The sequence below is a fragment of the Nostoc sp. NOS(2021) genome (assembly GCF_017115025.1).
In the GTDB taxonomy this organism is placed as follows: domain Bacteria; phylum Cyanobacteriota; class Cyanobacteriia; order Cyanobacteriales; family Nostocaceae; genus Nostoc.
On the sequence record NZ_JABXKM010000056.1, the window covers coordinates 1 to 19,123 of the forward strand.

The window sequence follows — 19,123 nt, forward strand, 5'->3', positions numbered from 1 at the left end:
GAGTGGGGGAAAGCGTAGAATCTCTGATAGAGTTTTTAGAAATTGCGATCGCACTGGGCAATACCTTAGATATACTCTACCGCGATCGGATTATTCACAAAGATATCAAACCCGCCAATATTTTAATTAATCCCGAAACCAAACAAGTCAAATTAATCGACTTTAGTATTGCATCTTTACTACCACGGGAAACGCAGACACTAATCAATCCCAATGTATTAGAAGGGACACTGGCTTATATTTCCCCAGAACAAACCGGGAGAATGAATCGGGGAATTGACTATCGGACTGATTTTTATTCTCTGGGTGTGACATTCTACGAGTTACTTACTGGTGTTTTACCATTTCAATCAAACGATCCGATGGAGTTGGTGCATTGTCATATTGCGAAACTTCCACCCCTAGTACATGAAATTAACCCACAAATCCCGTCTTTAGTCTCGGAAATTGTCAGTAAATTGATGGCAAAAAATGGTGAAGACCGCTATCAAAGTACCTTGGGACTGAAATTTGATTTAGAAAATTGTTTAACTCAACTTCAAGAAACGGGTTCGATTAAGAACTTTGAAATTGGGCGAAGGGATGTGTGCGATCGCTTCATCATCCCCGACAAACTTTATGGACGAGAAACCGAAATATCAACCCTACTCCAAGCATTTGAAAGAGTCAGCCTGGGTGCAACTGAAATGATGCTGGTAGCTGGTTTTTCGGGAATTGGTAAAACTGCGGTTGTCAACGAAGTTTATAAACCGATTGTGCGGCAACGCGGTTATTTTATCAAAGGGAAATACGACCAATTTCAGCGCAATATTCCCTTCAGTGCATTTGTACAAGCTTTCCGGGATTTAATGGGGCAATTGCTCACAGAAAGTGATGCTCAAATCCAGCAATGGAAAAGCAATATATTAGAAGCTGTGGGGGAAAATGCACAAGTAATTATTGAAGTCATCCCCGAATTATCTAGAATTATTGGTATCCAACCAGCAGTACCAGAATTATCAGGAACTGCTGCCCAAAATAGATTTAATTCAATATTTCAGAAATTTATTCGCGTTTTTACAACTAAAAAACATCCCTTAGTGATGTTTTTGGATGATTTACAGTGGGCTGATTCGGCTTCTTTCAAACTGGTTGAATTATTGATGGGTGAGGATAGCGGATATTTATTATTAATTGGTGCTTACCGGGATAATGAAGTGTCTCCAATACATCCTTTGATGATGACTTTGGAGGAGATGCATAAAGTTGGTGCAGTTATTAATAGTATTACATTGCAAGTTCTTAGTGAAAATACTTTAAATCGACTGGTTGCAGATACTTTAAATTGCATACACGACCTAGCGACACCTTTGACGCAGTTAATTTATCAAAAAACTCAAGGAAACCCATTTTTTAGTACACAGTTTCTCAAGGCTTTGTATGAAGATAATTTGATTGTATTCAACTCTGATCTAGGATGCTGGCAGTGCGATATTACCCTAGTTAAACAAGCTGCATTGACTGATGATGTGGTAGAATTTATGGCACAACAGTTACAAAAGCTGCCTTTTTCAACCCAAGGGATTTTAAAGTTAGCGGCATGTATTGGCAATCAATTTAATTTGATGACCTTAGCAGCTGTTTATCAACAGTCGGAAAATGAAACTGCTGCTGCACTTTGGAAAGCTTTGCAGGAAGCTTTGGTTTTACCGCAAAGTGAAATTTATAAGTTTTATATTGCCGAGGAAGAAGCAATTTATCAACAAGAAATGTCCCCTGTTGTTAATTACAAATTCTCCCATGACCGCATTCAGCAAGCTGCTTATTCATTGATTCTTGATGAAGATAAACAAGCAACTCATTTACAGATTGGACGTTTATTATTATCCAATACTTCCGATGGCGAACAAACAGATAAATTATTTGATATCGCCAATCAATTGAATATGGGAATTTCCCTGATCACCGATAATGTCGAGAAATGTAAAGTTGCCCAAATCAATCTCAATGCTGCTCAGAAAGCGAGAAGGGCAACGGCATATTCTGCGGCTTTTAGTTATGCAGAAAAAGGGATGAGTTTGTTAGATGATAATAGTTGGCAGGGGCAATATAATATTACTCTTGGTTTGCATAATATTGCCGCAGATACAGCATTTCTGACGGGTAGGTTTGCAGAAATTACTCAATTGATGCAGGTAGTAAAACTTAATTCCCAAACAGTAGTAGATAACCTTGCTGTTTATGAGGCTCAAATTCAAGCTTATAGTGCCCAGAAGAATTATCAAAAGTCGATTGATACGGGTTTAGAATTTCTCCAATTGTTAGGGATTAAATTGCCATCGCAGCCAAGTAAATTACAAGTGTTGGCAGAATTAATCAAAACTAAAGTTTTATTGCGTGGTAATTCCTTAGAAAAGCTGTTGCAATTACCTGTGATGACAAATCCAGAAACTATTGTCGTACTGCGAATGAGCAATTTAATTTCCTATCCAGCATATTTCTGTTCGCAGCCATTAATGGCACTATTGGCATTTCTGGGTGTCCAAAAATCCCTTCAACAGGGTAATTCTATCTGGTCATCTAGTTTTTATACAATCTATAGCATTATTTTATCAAGTTTGCAGGAATTAGAAGCAAGTTATCAAATGGGGCAATTTTCCCTCAAGTTACTAAATAAATTACCAAACCTCTACATTGAAGGAAAAATAAAAGTAAGCATAGCAATCTTCAGCCAAATTTGGCAACAACCACTCACCAACAGTTTACACTTGATTCAAGAAGGCAAACAGGCAGCCTTGAATTGTGGAGATTTTGCTTTCGTAGGTCTGGGATACTTCAGTGAAATTCATGTAGGTTTCCTCTCAGGAAAGCCACTCACTGAGTTGTTACCAATCTCTGAACTCTACCATCAAGCATTGACAAAGGAAATACCCGATGAAGTGAGTCTACAACAAATTAGTATACTGCGGCAGCTAATGCTAAATCTGACGGAGGCATCTCCCCAACCCCATATATTAGTTGGCACAGAGTGCGATGAAACACAGCTAATTCCCCACTTTCAAGCCAGTAATGATGCTGTCTTTCTTTCTACTATTTATTACTCCAAAGTACTTATTGCATACTTGTTTAGTAATATCTCAGTAGCACTTGATGCAGCAGATGCTTCCCTTCCCTACGAACAAGAATTAATTGGTATCAATGGTATTATATCTACTTGGTTTTATGATGCCTTAACGCGATTGGCTGCTTATCCTAACTCCTCACCTCAATTAAAAAAGCAGCTACTCAAACGAGTTACCAAAGTTCAGCACAACCTAGAACGACGGGCAAAATTAGTTCCTACCGACATTAAACACAAATGCGATTTAATTAGAGCAGAACGCCATCGCATTCTCGGCAATAAACTTCAAGCACAAGAATATTACGACCTGGCAATATCGGGGGCAAAACAAAACAGCTATATTCAAGAAGAAGCTTTAGCAAACGAACTCGCGGCTAAATTTTACCTCGAATGCGGTAAAGAAAAAATCGCTCAAGTCTATATCCAAGAAGCATACTACTGTTATGCCCGTTGGGGAGCAAAAGCCAAAGTTACCGACTTAGAAAAACGCTATCCCCAACTACTCGAATTTCTCCTGAAACAACAAAAACTTAATCTCAATCTCAATCTCAATCCCTTAGAAACTATTGGCTTTGGTGGGACTTTCTCATCTAGTTACACAAATACTACTGGCGGCACCAATATTTCCGACGTTTTAGATTTTACCTCTGCCCTGAAAGCCGCTCAAGCTATTTCCAGTTCTCTGGAATTAGATACACTCATCGCCAGTCTCACCCGGATTATCTTAGAAAACTCTGGCGCGATCAAAGCTGTACTGCTGCTTCCCCAAGAAAATATTTGGCAAGTACGGGCAATTACTTTTATTGATCATGAGGAAATACAAACGAGCCTCAGCCCAGAATCACTAGACAATTGTCAAGATATTCCTGTAAAAATTATCCATTACGTCAAAAATACCCAACAAACAGTGGTTATAGACAATTGCAAAACAGATATTCCTGGTTTAATTGGGGAATATATGTTGTCACATCAACCCAAAAGTGTATTTTGTACTCCGATTATTAATCAAGGGCATTTGGTGGGGATTCTCTATTTAGAGAATCAAATGATTCAAGGGGTATTTAATAGCGATCGCCTCAGTATAATTAACTTATTATCTTCTCAAGCAGCAGTATCCCTAGAAAATGCTCAACTTTATCAACAAGCTGGGCAAGCATTACAAGACTTACAACAAGCACAGCTGCAAATTGTCCAAAGTGAGAAAATGTCTGCATTGGGTAACTTAGTCGCAGGGGTAGCCCATGAAATGAATAATCCTTTGGGCTTTATTTCTGCCAGCCTTCAACAAGCTAAACCCACCCTTACTGATATTGTTGAACACTTGAAACTCTATCAATCAAGTCTACCAAATCCAGGCGATGAAATCAAAGACCATGCCGAAAAAATTGACTTAGATTATAGCTTAGAAGATTTACCCAAGATAATTGATTCAATGGTGATGGCGTGCGATCGCCTGGAAAATATCAGCACTAGTTTAAGAACTTTCTCCCGCGCTGATAAAGATTATAAAGTGCCGTTTAATATCCATGAAGGTATCGATAGCACGATTTTAATTCTCAAACATCGCCTGAAAGCAAATGAACAACGTCCCGCAATTGAAGTTGTCACAAATTACGGTAATTTTCCTCAAGTAGAATGTTTCCCTGGTCAATTAAATCAGGTGTTTATGAATCTGATAGCTAATGCTATTGATGCATTAGATGAATCTAATCAGGGACGCAGTTTCCAGGAAATTAAAGCCAATCCTAACTTTATTACAATTACAACCTCAGTAGCAGATAATTTAGTGAAAATTGCGATCGCTGATAATGGTCAGGGGATGAATGAATCAGTCAAACAAAAGATTTTTGATCACTTATTTACTACAAAAGCTGTGGGTAAAGGGACAGGATTAGGATTAGCGATCGCTCGTCAAATCGTTGAAGAAACCCACGGCGGCAAATTGAGTTTTAACTCTGTTTTAAGTGAGGGTACAGAATTTGTAATTGAAATGAAGTTCTAAAAAAATTAAACAGGCAAATTAGCAGCACTCTGGATATTTTCTAATATTAAATCAGGGCTACTACGTTTAATCAAGCCAGTTAGAACTTTACCAGGGCCAATTTCTACTACTCGCTGAATACCGTTGGCTGGTAATTGCAGAGAAATTTCTCGCCAGCGTACCGAACCAGTCATTTGTTTATTCAAGCGCTGCTTTAATATCTCGGCATCAATAGACGGAATTGGTTCGACATTAGACAACACTGGCACAATCGCGGTCTGAAATTCCACAGATTCTAAAATCTCTTGGAATTCCGCCGCCGCCGGTGCGATTAAATGTGAATGAAATGCTCCAGAAACTTTTAGGGGAATAGCACGCTTTACTTTAACTTGAGAGATCACTGCTTGTACAGCCTCAGTCGTGCCTGAAATTACCACCTGAACCGAACTATTGTCATTTGCTAGCACCACATCAGGCGTTTGGGCAATGACTTTTTCCAACTGTTCGCGGTCAAAGTTTATCAAAGCCGCCATCATCCCACCGACGGCACTATCCATGAGTTCTGCACGACGCTTGACTAGATATAAACCAGCCGACCACTCAAAGACACCCGCTATGTAAAGGGCAGTATATTCTCCCAAACTGTGACCAGCAAGTAAATCTGGCTCGTGTCCTCGTTCTCGGAGAAGTTCAGCAAGAATGCTTTCTACCACATAAAGAATTGGCTGGGTGTATAGCGTCTGTGATAACTTTTCTTCTTCGTTTTGACAGATTTCGGTTACAGACCAGCCCAAAATTTCCTCAGCTTGGGCAAATTTGTTTTTAGCGACGGGTATATCTAATAAGTCTATTCCCATTCCCAGCGCTTGGGAACCTTGTCCGGGAAACACCCATGCAGTTTTAGTCATTGGTCATTAGTCATTAGTCATTGGTCATTAGTCATTAGTCATTGGTCATTGGTCATTGGGGATTGGTCATTGGGCATTGGTCATTAACAAAGGACAAATGACTAATGACAAAGGACAAAATATTCACCTTCCCCATTGAAAAATTGCCGCACCCCAGCTAAGACCGGCACCAAAGCCGGATGCAGCAACGATGTCATTGGGTTTAATCTTGCCTTGCCGCACTGCTTCATCCAAAGCTAAGGGAATGGAAGCAGCAGAGGTATTGCCGTACTGGGCGAGATTACTGATAACTTTATGTTCTGGGACATTCAGGCGTTGGGCAACGGCATCGATAATGCGCTGATTGGCTTGATGCAACAACAGCCAATCTATTTGGTCAACACTGAGATTGGCTTGAAACAAGGCTTTGTCAATGATTTCTGGTACTTTCTGGACAGCAAAGCGGTAGACTTCTTTGCCGTTCATAGTAATAGGCTGGTAAGTGCCTTTAGTGATATTTACACCAGTGAGCAGTTCTTGGGAAGCGCCTGCATAGGCAAGATTGAGGTGATGGTTTTGAGTGCCATCACTTTTAAGTGCAAATCCTAACAAGCGATCGCTTTTAGAAGCCTGCAATACTACTGCCCCTGCACCATCACCGAACAATACACAAGTCCCCCGATCTTGCCAATCTACCCAGCGAGAGAGGATGTCTGCCCCGATCAAAAGTACATTTTTATAGACACCTGTTCTAATGTATTGGGCTGCTGTAACCAGACCAAACACAAAGCCAGAGCAGGCAGCGGTCAAGTCAAAGGCTACTGCGTTGGTGGCTCCCAATAGAGCCTGTACTTGACAAGCACTACCAAACAAATCATCAGGGGTGGAAGTCGCTAGCAGAATCAGGTCTAGGTCTTCTGGTTTAATTCCCGCAGATGCGATCGCCTGACTGCTGGCGGCAGTAGCGAGTACACTCAAGGACTCAGATGGCAGCGCTAATCGCCGTTGACGAATTCCCGTTCTTGTGGTAATCCATTCGTCTGATGTTTCAACTAATTCAGTCAATGTCTGGTTGTGTAGGGAAGTTGCTGGTACTGCCGAGCCACTTCCGGTAATTGCTACGCCTAAATTTTGCACTCCTAATCTCCCCAGCTATCAGCTTTTTGTCTTTTGTCTTTTGTCCTTTGTCAGTTGTCCTTTGCAAATGACCAATGACCAATGACTAATGACTAATGACTAACCGCCCTCGCGTTCTAAGATATATTGGGACTGAATTCGTTGTATCACCTGGTTGTCAACGGCTTCTTTGGCCATGCGAATGGCATTAAAAATTGAAGGAGCTTGTGAGCTACCGTGACCGATAAAACAGACTCCTGCCACGCCTAACAGCAAAGCGCCGCCGTGTTCGGCGTGATCCATCCGCTGCTTAACCCGCTTCAGGTTTGGTTTTAAGAGTGCTGAACCGATTTGACCATGCAATCCTTGGGGTAATTCTTCCCGCAGAATTTGCAGAATCACTTCTCCGACTGCTTCGGCAAATTTTAACAATACATTACCCACAAAGCCATCGCAGACAATCACATCAAAGCGACCGGAAAGCACATCACGCCCTTCGGCATTGCCAATAAAATTAATTTGGGAATTTTCACGGAGCATTTGGTGGGCGCGGACGGCTGCATCATTGCCCTTAGAGTCTTCTTCACCGATATTCAACAAACCCACCTTCGGTTCGGTTGTACCCAAGACATACTGACTGTAAGCCGATCCCATAACGCCAAACTGCTCTAAAAACTTGGGACGGCAATCTACATTTGCGCCGACATCAAGCACCAGCACTGGTTTGCCAGCAATAATCGTGGGAAAAACTGTCCCGATGGCTGGGCGTTCAATTCCCGGTAATCGTCCTAAGCGGAGTAAAGCTGATGCCATAGCTGCCCCAGAATGACCGGCAGAAAATACCGCATCTGCCTGTTGCTGCTTGACTAAATCCATGGCCACATTGATAGAAGCCTTGCGTTTGCGTCTAACTGCGTTTAAAGGCTCCTCATCCATTGCGATCGCTTCCTCCGCAGTCACGATCTCCACCTGCCCTAAATTCGTTTTTGGCGGCAAGGCAGCTTCTATTTGTTGGGGATCACCAACCAACAATATATCTACACCCAATTCTTCCCGTGCTCGCATTGCGCCAGCAACGATTTCACCGGGTGCGTGATCCCCTCCCATTGCGTCAATTGCGATCCTTACGCGAGTCGATCCCATTGCTCACAGCTTCTAGAAACCTTACAAATTTTACCAGATGGCTTTGCCGAAAAAGCTTAACTTTCTGACCGCCAAATTACTTCTGTTACTATTGCAACAATTTTTGCTGGCAAGCTCAAGATAGCACGAATTGTTGGGTATTGGGCATTGGGCATTGGGCATGGGGCATTGGACATTGGGCAGGGCATGGGGCATAGGGCATGGTTATTCTCCTTGTCCCCTTGTCCCCCTGCTCCCCCTACTCCCTACTCCTCACTCCCCAGTACCCAATTAACTAGCATCCGAACGCCGTAGCCGGTTGCCCCCGCGCCGTTGTAGCCATTTTCTTTATCTGTCCACACGGGACCGGCAATATCTATGTGCGCCCAAGGGGTTTCTTTGACGAATTGTTTGAGGAAAAGGGCAGCAGTAATAGCACCACCTGGACGCGGGCCTGTATTTTTCATGTCCGCGATGCCAGACTTTAGCCCTTCAAAATATTTTTCTTCCATTGGCATCCGCCAAATCTTTTCTCCTGAAGTTTCAGCAGCTTTCTCGATCTGGGAAGCGACAGCATCATCGGGAGTGTACAAACCAGCAATATCATCACCCAAGGCTATGACGTTGGCACCAGTTAGGGTGGCTAAATCCACGATCGCATCCAAGCCCAATTTGTCGGCATACACTAAGGCATCTGCTAGGGTTAAACGTCCTTCAGCGTCGGTGTTGTTCACTTCGATTGTTTTGCCGTTTGATGCTGTGAGAACGTCTCCAGGGTGCATGGCGTGACCGCTAATCATGTTTTCAGTCGCCGCCGAAATAAAGTGAACTTCAACATCTGGCTTGAGTTGAGCAATTGCTTTTGCTGCGCCCAAGGTGGCAGCTGCACCGCCCATATCCATTTTCATGGTTTCGATGCCGCTACCAGCACCTTTAATGTTGAGTCCGCCGGAATCGAAGGTTACACCTTTGCCAATAATTGCTAATTTCTTTTTGGGTGTACCTTCTGGCTTATAAGTCAAGTGAATAAATTTAGGTGGCAAATCGGAAGCTTGGGCTACTCCTAAAAAAGCACCCATACCCAACTTTTCACAGTCTTCTCGTTCCAGAATTTGCAGTTGTAAACCGTGTTCTGTAGCGATCGCTTGAGCAGTTTCGGCTAAAGTAATTGGTGTAACTGCGTTAGCTGGCGCTGCTACTAACTGCCGTGCCAAAATTACCCCGGAAACGATTTGATTGGCGCGGGTGATGGCGGCTTCTTGTCCACCAAAACCTAGTAAATCTACGGTTTCTATTTGTGATCCTTTATCTTCTACTGGTTCAGATTTAAAGCGAATATCTTCGTAAAGTGCCAATTCGACACCTTCGGCGATCGCTTGGGCACTGGCGGCTGGATCGTTGTTCCATAATGGAAAACTAAATCCCAGAATTTTGCTTTTTTGCTTTTTTCCTACTCTGGCTACAGCAGCAGCAGCGCGTCGCAAAGTATCTGGTTTGAGTGCATCTGATTTACCCAAACCTACCAGAATCAATTTACGCACTGGGCTATCAGCATTCACACGGGTAAAGATTGTACTGTTGGCTTTACCTTTAAATTCTTCTTCAGCAATCAGTTCTTTTAACACCCCGGAAAACTTTTGATCTAAAGTTGCCAATTCTCCGGTTAACTCGACTGCATCTTCAAATAATCCAATTGCCAAACTATCGCCTGCCCACTCTAGCAAAGGCTGATCACTAGGTTGAATTGTCATTTGGGGATTTTGTGTAAATATTCCTTCCTGTACCAGTATTGCTCAAAATTCTTGTTTCATGGTGAGGAGAGTGGAGGGGGCTAGTACCGCAAGGCGGAATTCAAAATTCAAAATTCAAAATTCAAAATGAATACAGCGTAAGCGTTTCATTGATTTGGAATGGGTGGCTTATTTACGCCGTGCTGTACTAGTTCTGTCTTTGATACTCGTGAACTCCACTCTTTTACCTCCTGCTTTACGCCCAGTGCCCTATGCCCTATGCCCCAATTGCATTTGTGTCAATGTCAAATTTGTTAGCGATCGCTGTGATTATCTGTTGCTCAACTGGTGTAGTCTGATTGTCAAGCTGGGCCATTTTGTAACACTGAGTCAACAAGGGTATGGCAAAATCACGATTTAGCTGATTGAGCAGTATATCTAAAGACTTAAGTGATTTGATATTTTGGGCAATGGCATCCAACGAGTTATGACTGAGGTTTACAGCTTGTAATTCTGGCAAAATTTCTTCCAAAGTCTTCTCTGGATGACTAGCTAGGATCATGTGAACTAAAATTTGATCCATGACGGCTTCTTGAGCGATCGCACTTTCCAGATATTTTTCACTTTCGGCTTTTAATGTTGCCAATGTCTGTGGCGATGTGAGCGAAGTTGATTCATCCAACTTGGCTTCGTAAAATCGACAAGCAGCATACCCCAATGAATAGATCATCGTCGCATTTGAACTAGCTGCGATCGCTGCACCCGCCAAGGGCACATTTCGCAACAAGCCTAATCCCGCAGCTTTCAAAAGACGCTCTCCACCCAAAGCCAAACCAAAAATTGCCAAAACTTCACCTTTACGGGCTGGATCTTTTAAATTTAGCCCGTAGACAGATGCAATTTGATAAAGCATTTCTGACTGCAATTTTGTTGTCGCTGTTAAATCAATTGCGAACAATGCGACTGCTATTCCTGGCAAAATACTAGTGGCTAGTCCAACTGTGGCTGCTTGAGTTGCTTTTTCCACCATGATTCGGTGAGCAATCTGGCTAGGTGATTCATTGGGATACTTTTGCTTGAGCTTGTTTACCGCCGCTTCTGCTTTTTCCAAATCAACAACGTCAGTAGCACCAATTAGCCAATTTAGATTTAATACTCCAGATACTTTTCTAATCAGCCAATTTTCACTGAGGCGATTCACAACCTGACCGCTAGTTTGAGTTGTTTGCTCAATTAACTTGTGTGTTTCTTTCGCCGTCGCTTCTCCCACCCCTACTGCTGCGTCTAAAACTGCTTTGCCAGTCTGAGCAACAGTTTCAACAAAAGACTCTAATCCAGACGGTTTATTTTCTACTGATGATTGAGCCGAGATTTTTACTTCTGAAGTTTCTCTGGGTGAATTAACTAATTTATTCACCTCTATTTCTAGGGGTTTGTCTGCCATTGCTTGATACCATCCTGTAAAGCCTCTCTCTTTAAAGTTGTAGCGAAGTATGAGCGGCTATACATCCCTCTAGAAACGTAAATATAAGTTTAAGATTAACTATTTTCTTGTCTGAACAACTGTGTTAATTCATTAGTAATAGGAACATATTGCTCAGGGGTGAGTGTTCCCAAATACGCCAAAACTCGATTTATATCTAATCCCCGTGTTTGATCTAGTAAGACAATGGAAGACAGAGCCAAACCACCAGCACCAGCTAACAAACGCGGGTATAAGCTGGGATTATTCAACACTCAAGAACCACTCTGGGTAGTTAAAGGTGCAATCATTAGCATTGGATAGCGGACTTCTCCCCAAGGTATACCGACTACTACAGCAGGTCGAGTTCCTTGCTGTTCACGTCCTCTAGGATTACTCGTAGGCAAAATCACTATAACTACATCGCCACACTCAAGCAAATCAGGTTGGAGCATCCTTGCCACCACCAACTGTTAGCCCAACTCCAGGGATATATTCTACTGGTTTGCCTTTTGGCTGTCCTTGGGAACCCCAATCATAAGAGTCTTCTTGAAGCAAATTTCCTTCGCCTTGGTTAATTTCCTCATTTAATAATTGCCACAGTTGATGTTTTTCTTCTAAAGGAAGGTTGGCAATGGCATCTAGGAGTGATTCAAAAGGAATTTGCAGTTTGACAGTTGTTTTGGTCATAGTATGTTTTGAGTTTGTTTAACAAAACAAATTCAATTATCATAGCACGGCATCATATCATGTCCGCTAAATCACTTACGATATGTCATTGCGAGCGCAACGAAGTGAAGCGAAGCAATCGCAAAGGTTTTGGGATTGCTTCACTACGCTAACGCTTCGTTCGCAATGACAAGTGTTTAACCGGACATGATATCAATCCACGTACCATCTCAATTAATCAGACAACTTGTTAAAGGTAAGCAAACTTCGGCCACACTTTACTATTAGGTGATTTGCACTTGTAGAAATGCGTAGGCGCAGCCCGCCGTAGCATCGCACTTACTCAAATTGTAGGATTATGGCGCTTAACAGGTTTGGGCTTGGAAATTGGTTTAGAAATTGGGGTAGTATTTGTAGTCAGTTTGCCAGCTAACATTTCGGCTGCGGAATTTGAGGAAGGCAATAAAATCACTAACTTGTTTGAGTTGTTCTTCATTCAATTTGTCTAATTCATGGCTGAGGAACTCTTTGAGAGCAACCATTTGAGAGTCTCCAAAAATATGTGGTTAAGGTTTTTAAGGACGCAAGCATTATTTGAAGGTGAGGAGATATTAGCTGTCCTTTACTCTATCTTCTCACCGAACAAGGCAAAAGTTAAAAGGCAGAATAAACAAATAAAGAAAGATTGTGACCCGCCTGAATTTAGGTGTAGTACACTTTTTATTTTTTACTTTTTAACTCTACCTATATCAGCATTACTTTCTAAAAAGTCGTTAGCCTTAAGAATGTCATAGAGATTAATATCTTGCTCTAGCAAGCAAGCGTGTCCACAATGGGGCAACACGACAATCTTGTTATTTGGTAAGATGTTCGCTATTCGCTTCACTTCAGTTACAGAAGGCAAAAGGCGATCGCTAGCACCGGCAATCAACAAAACTGGTTGAATCAAACGACCTAACTGTTCCTCATCAACATTAAATTCTCGCAATAAAGTCAACCGCCAATGAACGGTTTCTGGCGGTACAGAACGCATAGTTTTCAACAGTTCATGGCGATCGCTTGGAGAAATGCGTGACAAAGATGCTAAAAACGGCAACAACCCCAGTGCGCCAACATCATACAATTCTGATGGCACTAATAAAGTAAGTTGGGATGCCCAACTCAACCAAGGACGAAGATGAAAGGACGAAGCTGGGTTAATTAGAATAATTCGCTTAAATAAATGCGGCGCTTGGCTCGCCACTTTCATTGCCAAGCAACCGCCAAAGGACTCACCACACAAGTAAACTGGCCTCTGAGAGCTTTTTTCTAATTCGGCGTCGATCAAGTCCAATACACTCTTAGTTAACACATCCCAAGTGTTAAGGTCTTTCCGGGGGATCGCTAAACAGCGGACATCAAAGCCAGCTTCTAATCCAGCAGTTTGCGATCGCAATAGTTGACCAGTTCCATCCATTCCTGGCAAATATACCAACAGCGGATACTCTGGCTGTACTCGTTCAGGAGTCAGGAAACAAGGATTTAGCTCAACTTCTTGCATAGTCATTGGTCACTAGTCAATGGTATAAAACTTTTGGACTGCTGATTGTTACTGATAAAAGCTTCCGTGTTTTTGATTCTAATAGCAACCTTGACGGAGTAAGTTGCCAATTTCGCCGTGACAGTGTTCCGTCAGTTCAGCCACAACAGTTCTGGCCTGTTTCCCGTGATATTTTTTCTGATGTTGGGGCGTAATCCAATAAGGACGACCGATTAACACCGCAACCCGCCGATAAATTACCAAAGGATGCCAACCAGGTTGGTTAAATAAAGGTTCTGAAGGGTCAAATACACTCAAAAGCCTTAAGGGGAAGCCATTCGTGTTTACCTCTTCTAAGGAGGCGATCGCGATCGGCAAAATAGCTAAATCCTGCACCTTCGCTCGCAATGCCAAATGGGCAAATCCCCGCTGAAATTCACCCACCATGTTTGGCTGAGTAAATTTCACCATTGGTTCAGTCCCTTCTGGAAATACTCCCACCATCTGCTTCGACTGCAATAGCACCTGCGACTGCGAAAAAAAGCTTTGCTGGCGGTTTTGAGTTTTCTCCAACGGGAAACACCCCAATTGTTCGGTAACAATCTCCCGCATTACTGGCACTTGTCCCATGTAGTGATGGCAAGCAAAGCGAATCGGACTCGATAACGCCGCCATTAAAATCAGTGCATCCATAAAGCTGCGGTGATTGCTGACTACCAATACGCTAGCATCCTGGGGAATGCGGTCTTCGTAATAGCGAAACATTTGCGTTGAGAATGCCGCCACCAAAGCGCGAGAAATCTCCAGGGGCCTATTTAGACTCATACCTAATCAATATATTTTTCCGGTAAATATGCCAGTTTATCTTAAATTAATTTTTACATTTCTTTACTATTGCCATCACCGTCTTAAGATAGAAATGTCTAATCCCCAAAAGCAGGTCGATTTTCTGCGTTCTCGGTTATGTATTCTTGATCACAATATATCTAATAGTAACTATTAAAAAAAATTATGATTAGTTAATTTCCATCTTTTATGCAGAAATGATCTGAATTGATGCATATTACAAAACAATTCTTGACCTGAGAAATTTGCTAATATTAAGGTAATATTGGAAAAAATGGTAATAATATTGTATAATTTCATGGTTTTACCGACCAAAGCAAAGATGTAAAACGTTTTAATAAGTTAATTTTTATTTTGCATGAATCTAGTGAATAAAACAGAAAAGACATTTGCACTGACAACACCGCTATATTATGTAAACGATGTCCCCCATATAGGCAGTGCTTATACAACGATCGCAGCAGATGTAATCGCGCGATTTCAGAGGCTGCTAGGGCATCGGGTATTGCTGATTACAGGTACAGATGAGCATGGGCAAAAAATTCAGCGATCGGCAGAAAGTTTAGGGAAAGCACCACAAGAGTTTTGCGATGAAATTGTCCCTAGCTTCGTTAGTTTATGGCAGTTACTAGACATTCAATACGATCGCTTTAGTCGAACTACTGCACCTCGTCATGAAGCGATCGTTAAAGAATTTTTTGAGCGAGTCTGGGAATCTGGTGATATCTACCAGGGACAACAACAAGGCTGGTACTGCGTATCCTGTGAAGAATTCAAAGAAGAACGGGATCTGCTAGAAGGACACCGTTGCCCGATTCATACTAACAAAGAAGTCGAGTGGCGAGACGAGCAAAACTATTTTTTCCGCTTATCCAAATATCAAAATAAGCTCACAGAATTTTATCAATCTAGACCGGATTTTATTCAACCAGAAAGTCGGCGTAATGAAGTTCTCAGCTTTGTCAATCAAGGGCTGCAAGACTTTTCCATTTCACGGGTGAATCTAGATTGGGGTTTTCCCGTACCAGTTGATCCCAAGCACACCCTTTATGTTTGGTTTGATGCGCTGCTAGGTTATGTCACAGCATTACTAGAACCAGATGCAGAACCGACTTTAGCAAATGCTTTAGAAACATGGTGGCCGATTAACTTGCACCTAATTGGTAAGGATATTCTGCGCTTTCATGCAGTTTACTGGCCAGCAATGCTATTGTCGGCTGGCTTACCCTTGCCAGAACGAGTATTTGGGCATGGCTTTTTGACCAAAGATGGTCAGAAGATGGGCAAAAGTCTGGGTAATACCCTTGATCCGGTGGCGTTAGTTCAGCGCTATGGTAGTGATGCCGTTCGTTATTACTTCCTTAAGGAAATCGAATTTGGCAAGGATGGAGATTTTAATGAAGTTAGGTTCATTAATGTTTTGAATGCAGATTTGGCAAATGATTTAGGTAATTTGCTCAATCGCACCTTGAGCATGGTGAAGAAGTACTGCGCTGAGAATAATGTCCCATCAATCGGCAATGAAGCAATTCCTGACGAAAATCCTTTGAAAACAATTGGTTTACGTCTAGGAGAACAGGTCAAACAAGCTTATGAAAAGCTAGCTTTCAGTCAAGCCTGCGGGGCTATCCTTTCACTGGCGCAAGCCAGTAATAAGTTTATTGATGAACAAGCTCCTTGGTCATTATATCAACAGGGACAGCAGGAGTCGGTGGAAAAAGTTCTCTACGAAGTTCTAGAATCAGTTAGACTAGCAGCTTATCTGCTTTCCCCAATTATTCCGAATATCAGTAGCGATATCTATCAGCAGCTGGGCTTCGGAATAAACTTTAACGATCAAATACAAAGTTCAATTATCGCTCCTTTTGCCACCCATTCGACATGGGGGATACTATCTAGTAAACAACCGTTGGGTACACACCAACCGGTTTTTAAGAAAATAGAACCCCCGAAAAACGATTAGTCCTTATCAAACTCTGATTTTGTTCAATTTCTTATTCTCTCAAAAAATTTATCGTGGCTCAACTTAAATTAGCCCCGGAACATTATCATAAGCCGCTGTGACTAGCATCTAAAAGTTGGTAATTTGTATCAAAAATAACAGGGATAAAAATTGAGGTATCACAACAATGTTGCATAATTTGGAAAACGATTCAATCTTCACGCCAGAACAAGTTTTGGAGAATCGGGGTCGGGTCGCCATATTTATTGATGGCTCAAATCTATTTTACGCTGCACTGCAACTAGGGATTGAAATCGATTACACGAAGCTATTGTGTCGATTAACTGGAGGTTCTAGACTACTGCGTTCTTTTTTCTACACTGGTGTAGACCGGACAAACGAGAAGCAACAGGGGTTTCTGCTGTGGATGCGTCGCAATGGCTATCGAGTCATTGCTAAGGATTTGGTACAGCTACCAGATGGCTCTAAAAAAGCTAACCTGGATGTAGAAATAGCGGTAGACATGATGGCGCTAGTAGATTCTTATGATACCGCAGTTTTAGTCAGCGGTGATGGGGATTTGGCTTATGCAGTCAATTCAGTTAGCTATCGTGGCGTGCGGGTCGAAGTGGTGAGTTTGCGTTCCATGACCAGCGACAGCTTAATTAATGTAAGCGATCGCTACATTGATTTAGAAGCGATCAAAGAGGATATTCAAAAAACCCCTCGCCAAAGCTATCCATATCGGCCGTTATCTGGTATAGGTTTTTTGGAAGACGCAAGAACTAGTGATGGACACCTAGAAATCCAAGAATAATGCCGCATCAATTTCATAAAAAGGGGAGAGGGGAGGTAAGAAAAATTCCAAATTTCTCCTCCACTCCCTCCTTGTTTCTTTTACCTTTGACCTTTTTCTTGGTATTTGGTTTAGTTGCCTGCGGGGGTAAATCCCCCCCAGATTCCCAACAAAATACTGGGGGATCATCTAATCAAGATAGCCATTTGACTTTCTTTGATGTCACCCTAGAACAAGCAGATGAAGTGGGACGACCGATTTGGAAAGTCAGGGCGACACGGGCAAAATATACCAAAGAAAAACAAATTGGTCAGGCTGAAAGTCCTTATGGTGAACTATACCAAGATGGCAAAGTGGTTTATCAAATCAAGGCAGATGTAGCAGACATTGAACAAGATGGGAAGCAGTTGTTTCTTAAAGGTAAGATATTTGCCACAGATCCTAGTAATGGGGTTGTGTTGCAAGGTAATGAATTAGAATGGCGTCCCCAAGAAGATTTGTTGATTGTCCGTAACCAGGTTAACGGTACTCATAAACAACTACAAGCAGTGGCGCAGGAAGCGCGAGTTAAAACCCGCGAACAGCGCATGGAATTTTCTGGAGGAGTAGTAGCAAATTCCGCTGATCCCCAGATGCAAGTAAGAACCGAGCATTTAATCTGGAATATTAAACAACAAAAACTGATTGGCGATCGCCCCATACAAATTGACCGCTACAAAGATAATAAAATTAGCGATCGCGGCAAAGGAGATTCTGCTGAAGTCAACCTAAAAACGAAAATTGCCACTATTCAACAGAATGCTCAATTAGAATTACTAGACCCACCCGTGCAAATAGCTAGTAACTCTATGATCTGGAATATGAACGCCGAAACTGTTACTACAAATTCGCCGGTGCGTATGTTCCAGCGTGTTGAAAAGCTTACTGTTACCGCCAATCAAGGTGAAATGAAAATACCGCAAAAAACGGTTTATTTAACAGGTAACGTCAACGCCATTGGTCAGCGTCGCCAGTCTTTGAAATCTAATACATTAACTTGGTATTTAGACAATAAGTTAGTTGAAGCTCAGGGAAATATAGTTTATCGGCAAGTTGATCCACCGTTAAATTTTACGGGTGAAACAGCCCTTGGTAATTTGCAAACAGAAAATATTGTTGTCAAAGGTGGCAGTTCTAGCGGTAGGGTAGTAACAGAGATTATTCCTCAAGAAAGAGCCAATCGTCACTAGTCAACTTAACGTTAAATAGGCAGTTAGAAACCGCACTACACAGGCAAAACCCGCTCGGTTCGTGCATCGGCGATCCGTAGTTCCTACACAACTCATTAGCGATTAAGCATTACCCTCTAGGCTAGGATCTTAGTATTACCAGTCCTTTGATAACCCATGAATGGATCAAACCGATTAGGCAAGGAATCCTTGCCAATATCCCAGCAAGCAGAACATTCCCACCATCACGATACAGACCAGGAGCATACAGATCATACTCATGGGGCTGGAGAATCGACTCATCCTCACGTCCATAGCGAAGAGTCTTTACGGCGAATTGTCAATCGATTATCGCGTATAGAAGGACATATTCGCGGTATTAAGGGAATGGTGCAGCAAAGTAGCCCTTGTCCTGATGTTCTACTGCAAATTGCCGCAGTGCGGGGCGCATTGGATCGGGTAGCGCGAATTATTTTGGATGAACATTTAACTGAGTGTATTGGTAGAGCCGCACAAGAGGGTAATATTGATATTGAAATTAAACAGTTAAAAGCTGCTTTGGATCGATTTTTACCTTAATATTTAGAAAAATAAAAAATTAACTAGCACCACAAGACATTTTGTAGAGATGCGAGGTTTTGTGTATTGACTCAGGGAGAGAGTTCTTTATGCCAAACAGCAGTTTGCAAGTAAGTGATATCATGTCAGCTTGATTACTTACTAAACCCCAAGAACCCCACCCCGC

At 42.2% G+C, this 19,123-nt stretch carries 16 protein-coding genes; 5 read left to right on the forward strand and 11 right to left on the reverse strand.

The window, feature by feature from the left end; genetic code table 11:
- Positions 1-5,102, forward strand: a 5,102-nt coding sequence (locus HWQ41_RS06515; RefSeq protein WP_292760822.1) for an ATP-binding sensor histidine kinase, incomplete at its 5' end; no start/stop codon positions are given.
- A 5-nt stretch (positions 5,103-5,107) separates the two neighbouring features.
- Here the strand turns inward: HWQ41_RS06515 and fabD are convergent.
- The 11 genes from fabD to HWQ41_RS06570 all read right to left on the reverse strand — a co-directional run bounded on the left by fabD (position 5,108) and on the right by HWQ41_RS06570 (position 14,411).
- Entirely contained in the window at positions 5,108-5,989 is an 882-nt protein-coding gene (gene fabD / locus HWQ41_RS06520; RefSeq protein WP_292760824.1) for an ACP S-malonyltransferase, read from the reverse strand.
- A 123-nt stretch (positions 5,990-6,112) separates the two neighbouring features.
- On the reverse strand, positions 6,113-7,105 hold the full coding sequence (locus tag HWQ41_RS06525; RefSeq protein ID WP_292760826.1) for a beta-ketoacyl-ACP synthase 3: 993 nt from the start codon (positions 7,103-7,105) through the stop codon (positions 6,113-6,115).
- A 99-nt stretch (positions 7,106-7,204) separates the two neighbouring features.
- Entirely contained in the window at positions 7,205-8,227 is a 1,023-nt protein-coding gene (plsX, locus tag HWQ41_RS06530; RefSeq protein WP_292760827.1) for a phosphate acyltransferase PlsX, read from the reverse strand.
- Positions 8,228-8,472: 245 nt separating this feature from the next.
- Positions 8,473-9,957, reverse strand: a complete 1,485-nt coding sequence (locus HWQ41_RS06535; RefSeq protein ID WP_292760828.1) for a leucyl aminopeptidase — start codon at positions 9,955-9,957, stop codon at positions 8,473-8,475.
- 256 nt (positions 9,958-10,213) lie between these two features.
- Positions 10,214-11,380: an EcsC family protein gene (locus HWQ41_RS06540; protein ID WP_292760829.1), complete on the reverse strand. Its 1,167-nt coding sequence runs from the start codon at positions 11,378-11,380 to the stop codon at positions 10,214-10,216.
- A 95-nt stretch (positions 11,381-11,475) separates the two neighbouring features.
- Entirely contained in the window at positions 11,476-11,673 is a 198-nt protein-coding gene (locus tag HWQ41_RS06545; RefSeq protein WP_292760830.1) for a hypothetical protein, read from the reverse strand.
- The gene (locus HWQ41_RS06550; RefSeq protein ID WP_292760831.1) at positions 11,674-11,853 is read right to left on the reverse strand and encodes a type II toxin-antitoxin system PemK/MazF family toxin; all 180 of its coding nucleotides are present in this window, start codon (positions 11,851-11,853) and stop codon (positions 11,674-11,676) included.
- Positions 11,840-12,088, reverse strand: a complete 249-nt coding sequence (locus HWQ41_RS06555) for a hypothetical protein (RefSeq protein WP_292760832.1) — start codon at positions 12,086-12,088, stop codon at positions 11,840-11,842. The genes HWQ41_RS06550 and HWQ41_RS06555 overlap by 14 nt, the downstream gene beginning before the upstream one ends.
- A gap of 371 nt (positions 12,089-12,459) precedes the next feature.
- Positions 12,460-12,609: a hypothetical protein gene (locus tag HWQ41_RS06560; protein WP_292760833.1), complete on the reverse strand. Its 150-nt coding sequence runs from the start codon at positions 12,607-12,609 to the stop codon at positions 12,460-12,462.
- Between the two features lie 185 nt (positions 12,610-12,794).
- Positions 12,795-13,607, reverse strand: a complete 813-nt coding sequence (locus tag HWQ41_RS06565; protein WP_292760841.1) for an alpha/beta fold hydrolase — start codon at positions 13,605-13,607, stop codon at positions 12,795-12,797.
- 78 nt (positions 13,608-13,685) lie between these two features.
- A complete protein-coding gene (locus HWQ41_RS06570; RefSeq protein WP_292760834.1) occupies positions 13,686-14,411 on the reverse strand; it encodes a 1-acyl-sn-glycerol-3-phosphate acyltransferase in 726 nt (241 codons plus the stop codon).
- 379 nt (positions 14,412-14,790) lie between these two features.
- Between HWQ41_RS06570 and metG the strand changes: the two genes are divergently transcribed.
- The 4 genes from metG to HWQ41_RS06590 all read left to right on the forward strand — a co-directional run bounded on the left by metG (position 14,791) and on the right by HWQ41_RS06590 (position 18,957).
- On the forward strand, positions 14,791-16,395 hold the full coding sequence (gene metG / locus HWQ41_RS06575; RefSeq protein ID WP_292760835.1) for a methionine--tRNA ligase: 1,605 nt from the start codon (positions 14,791-14,793) through the stop codon (positions 16,393-16,395).
- Between the two features lie 166 nt (positions 16,396-16,561).
- A complete protein-coding gene (locus tag HWQ41_RS06580; RefSeq protein ID WP_292760836.1) occupies positions 16,562-17,191 on the forward strand; it encodes an NYN domain-containing protein in 630 nt (209 codons plus the stop codon).
- Entirely contained in the window at positions 17,191-18,399 is a 1,209-nt protein-coding gene (lptC, locus tag HWQ41_RS06585) for an LPS export ABC transporter periplasmic protein LptC (RefSeq protein WP_292760838.1), read from the forward strand. Before HWQ41_RS06580 ends, lptC begins: the two co-directional genes overlap by 1 nt.
- Positions 18,400-18,555: 156 nt before the next feature.
- Positions 18,556-18,957 (forward strand): metal-sensitive transcriptional regulator, encoded by a 402-nt coding sequence (locus HWQ41_RS06590; protein ID WP_292760839.1) that lies wholly within the window; start codon positions 18,556-18,558, stop codon positions 18,955-18,957.
- Positions 18,958-19,123 lie beyond the last annotated feature (166 nt).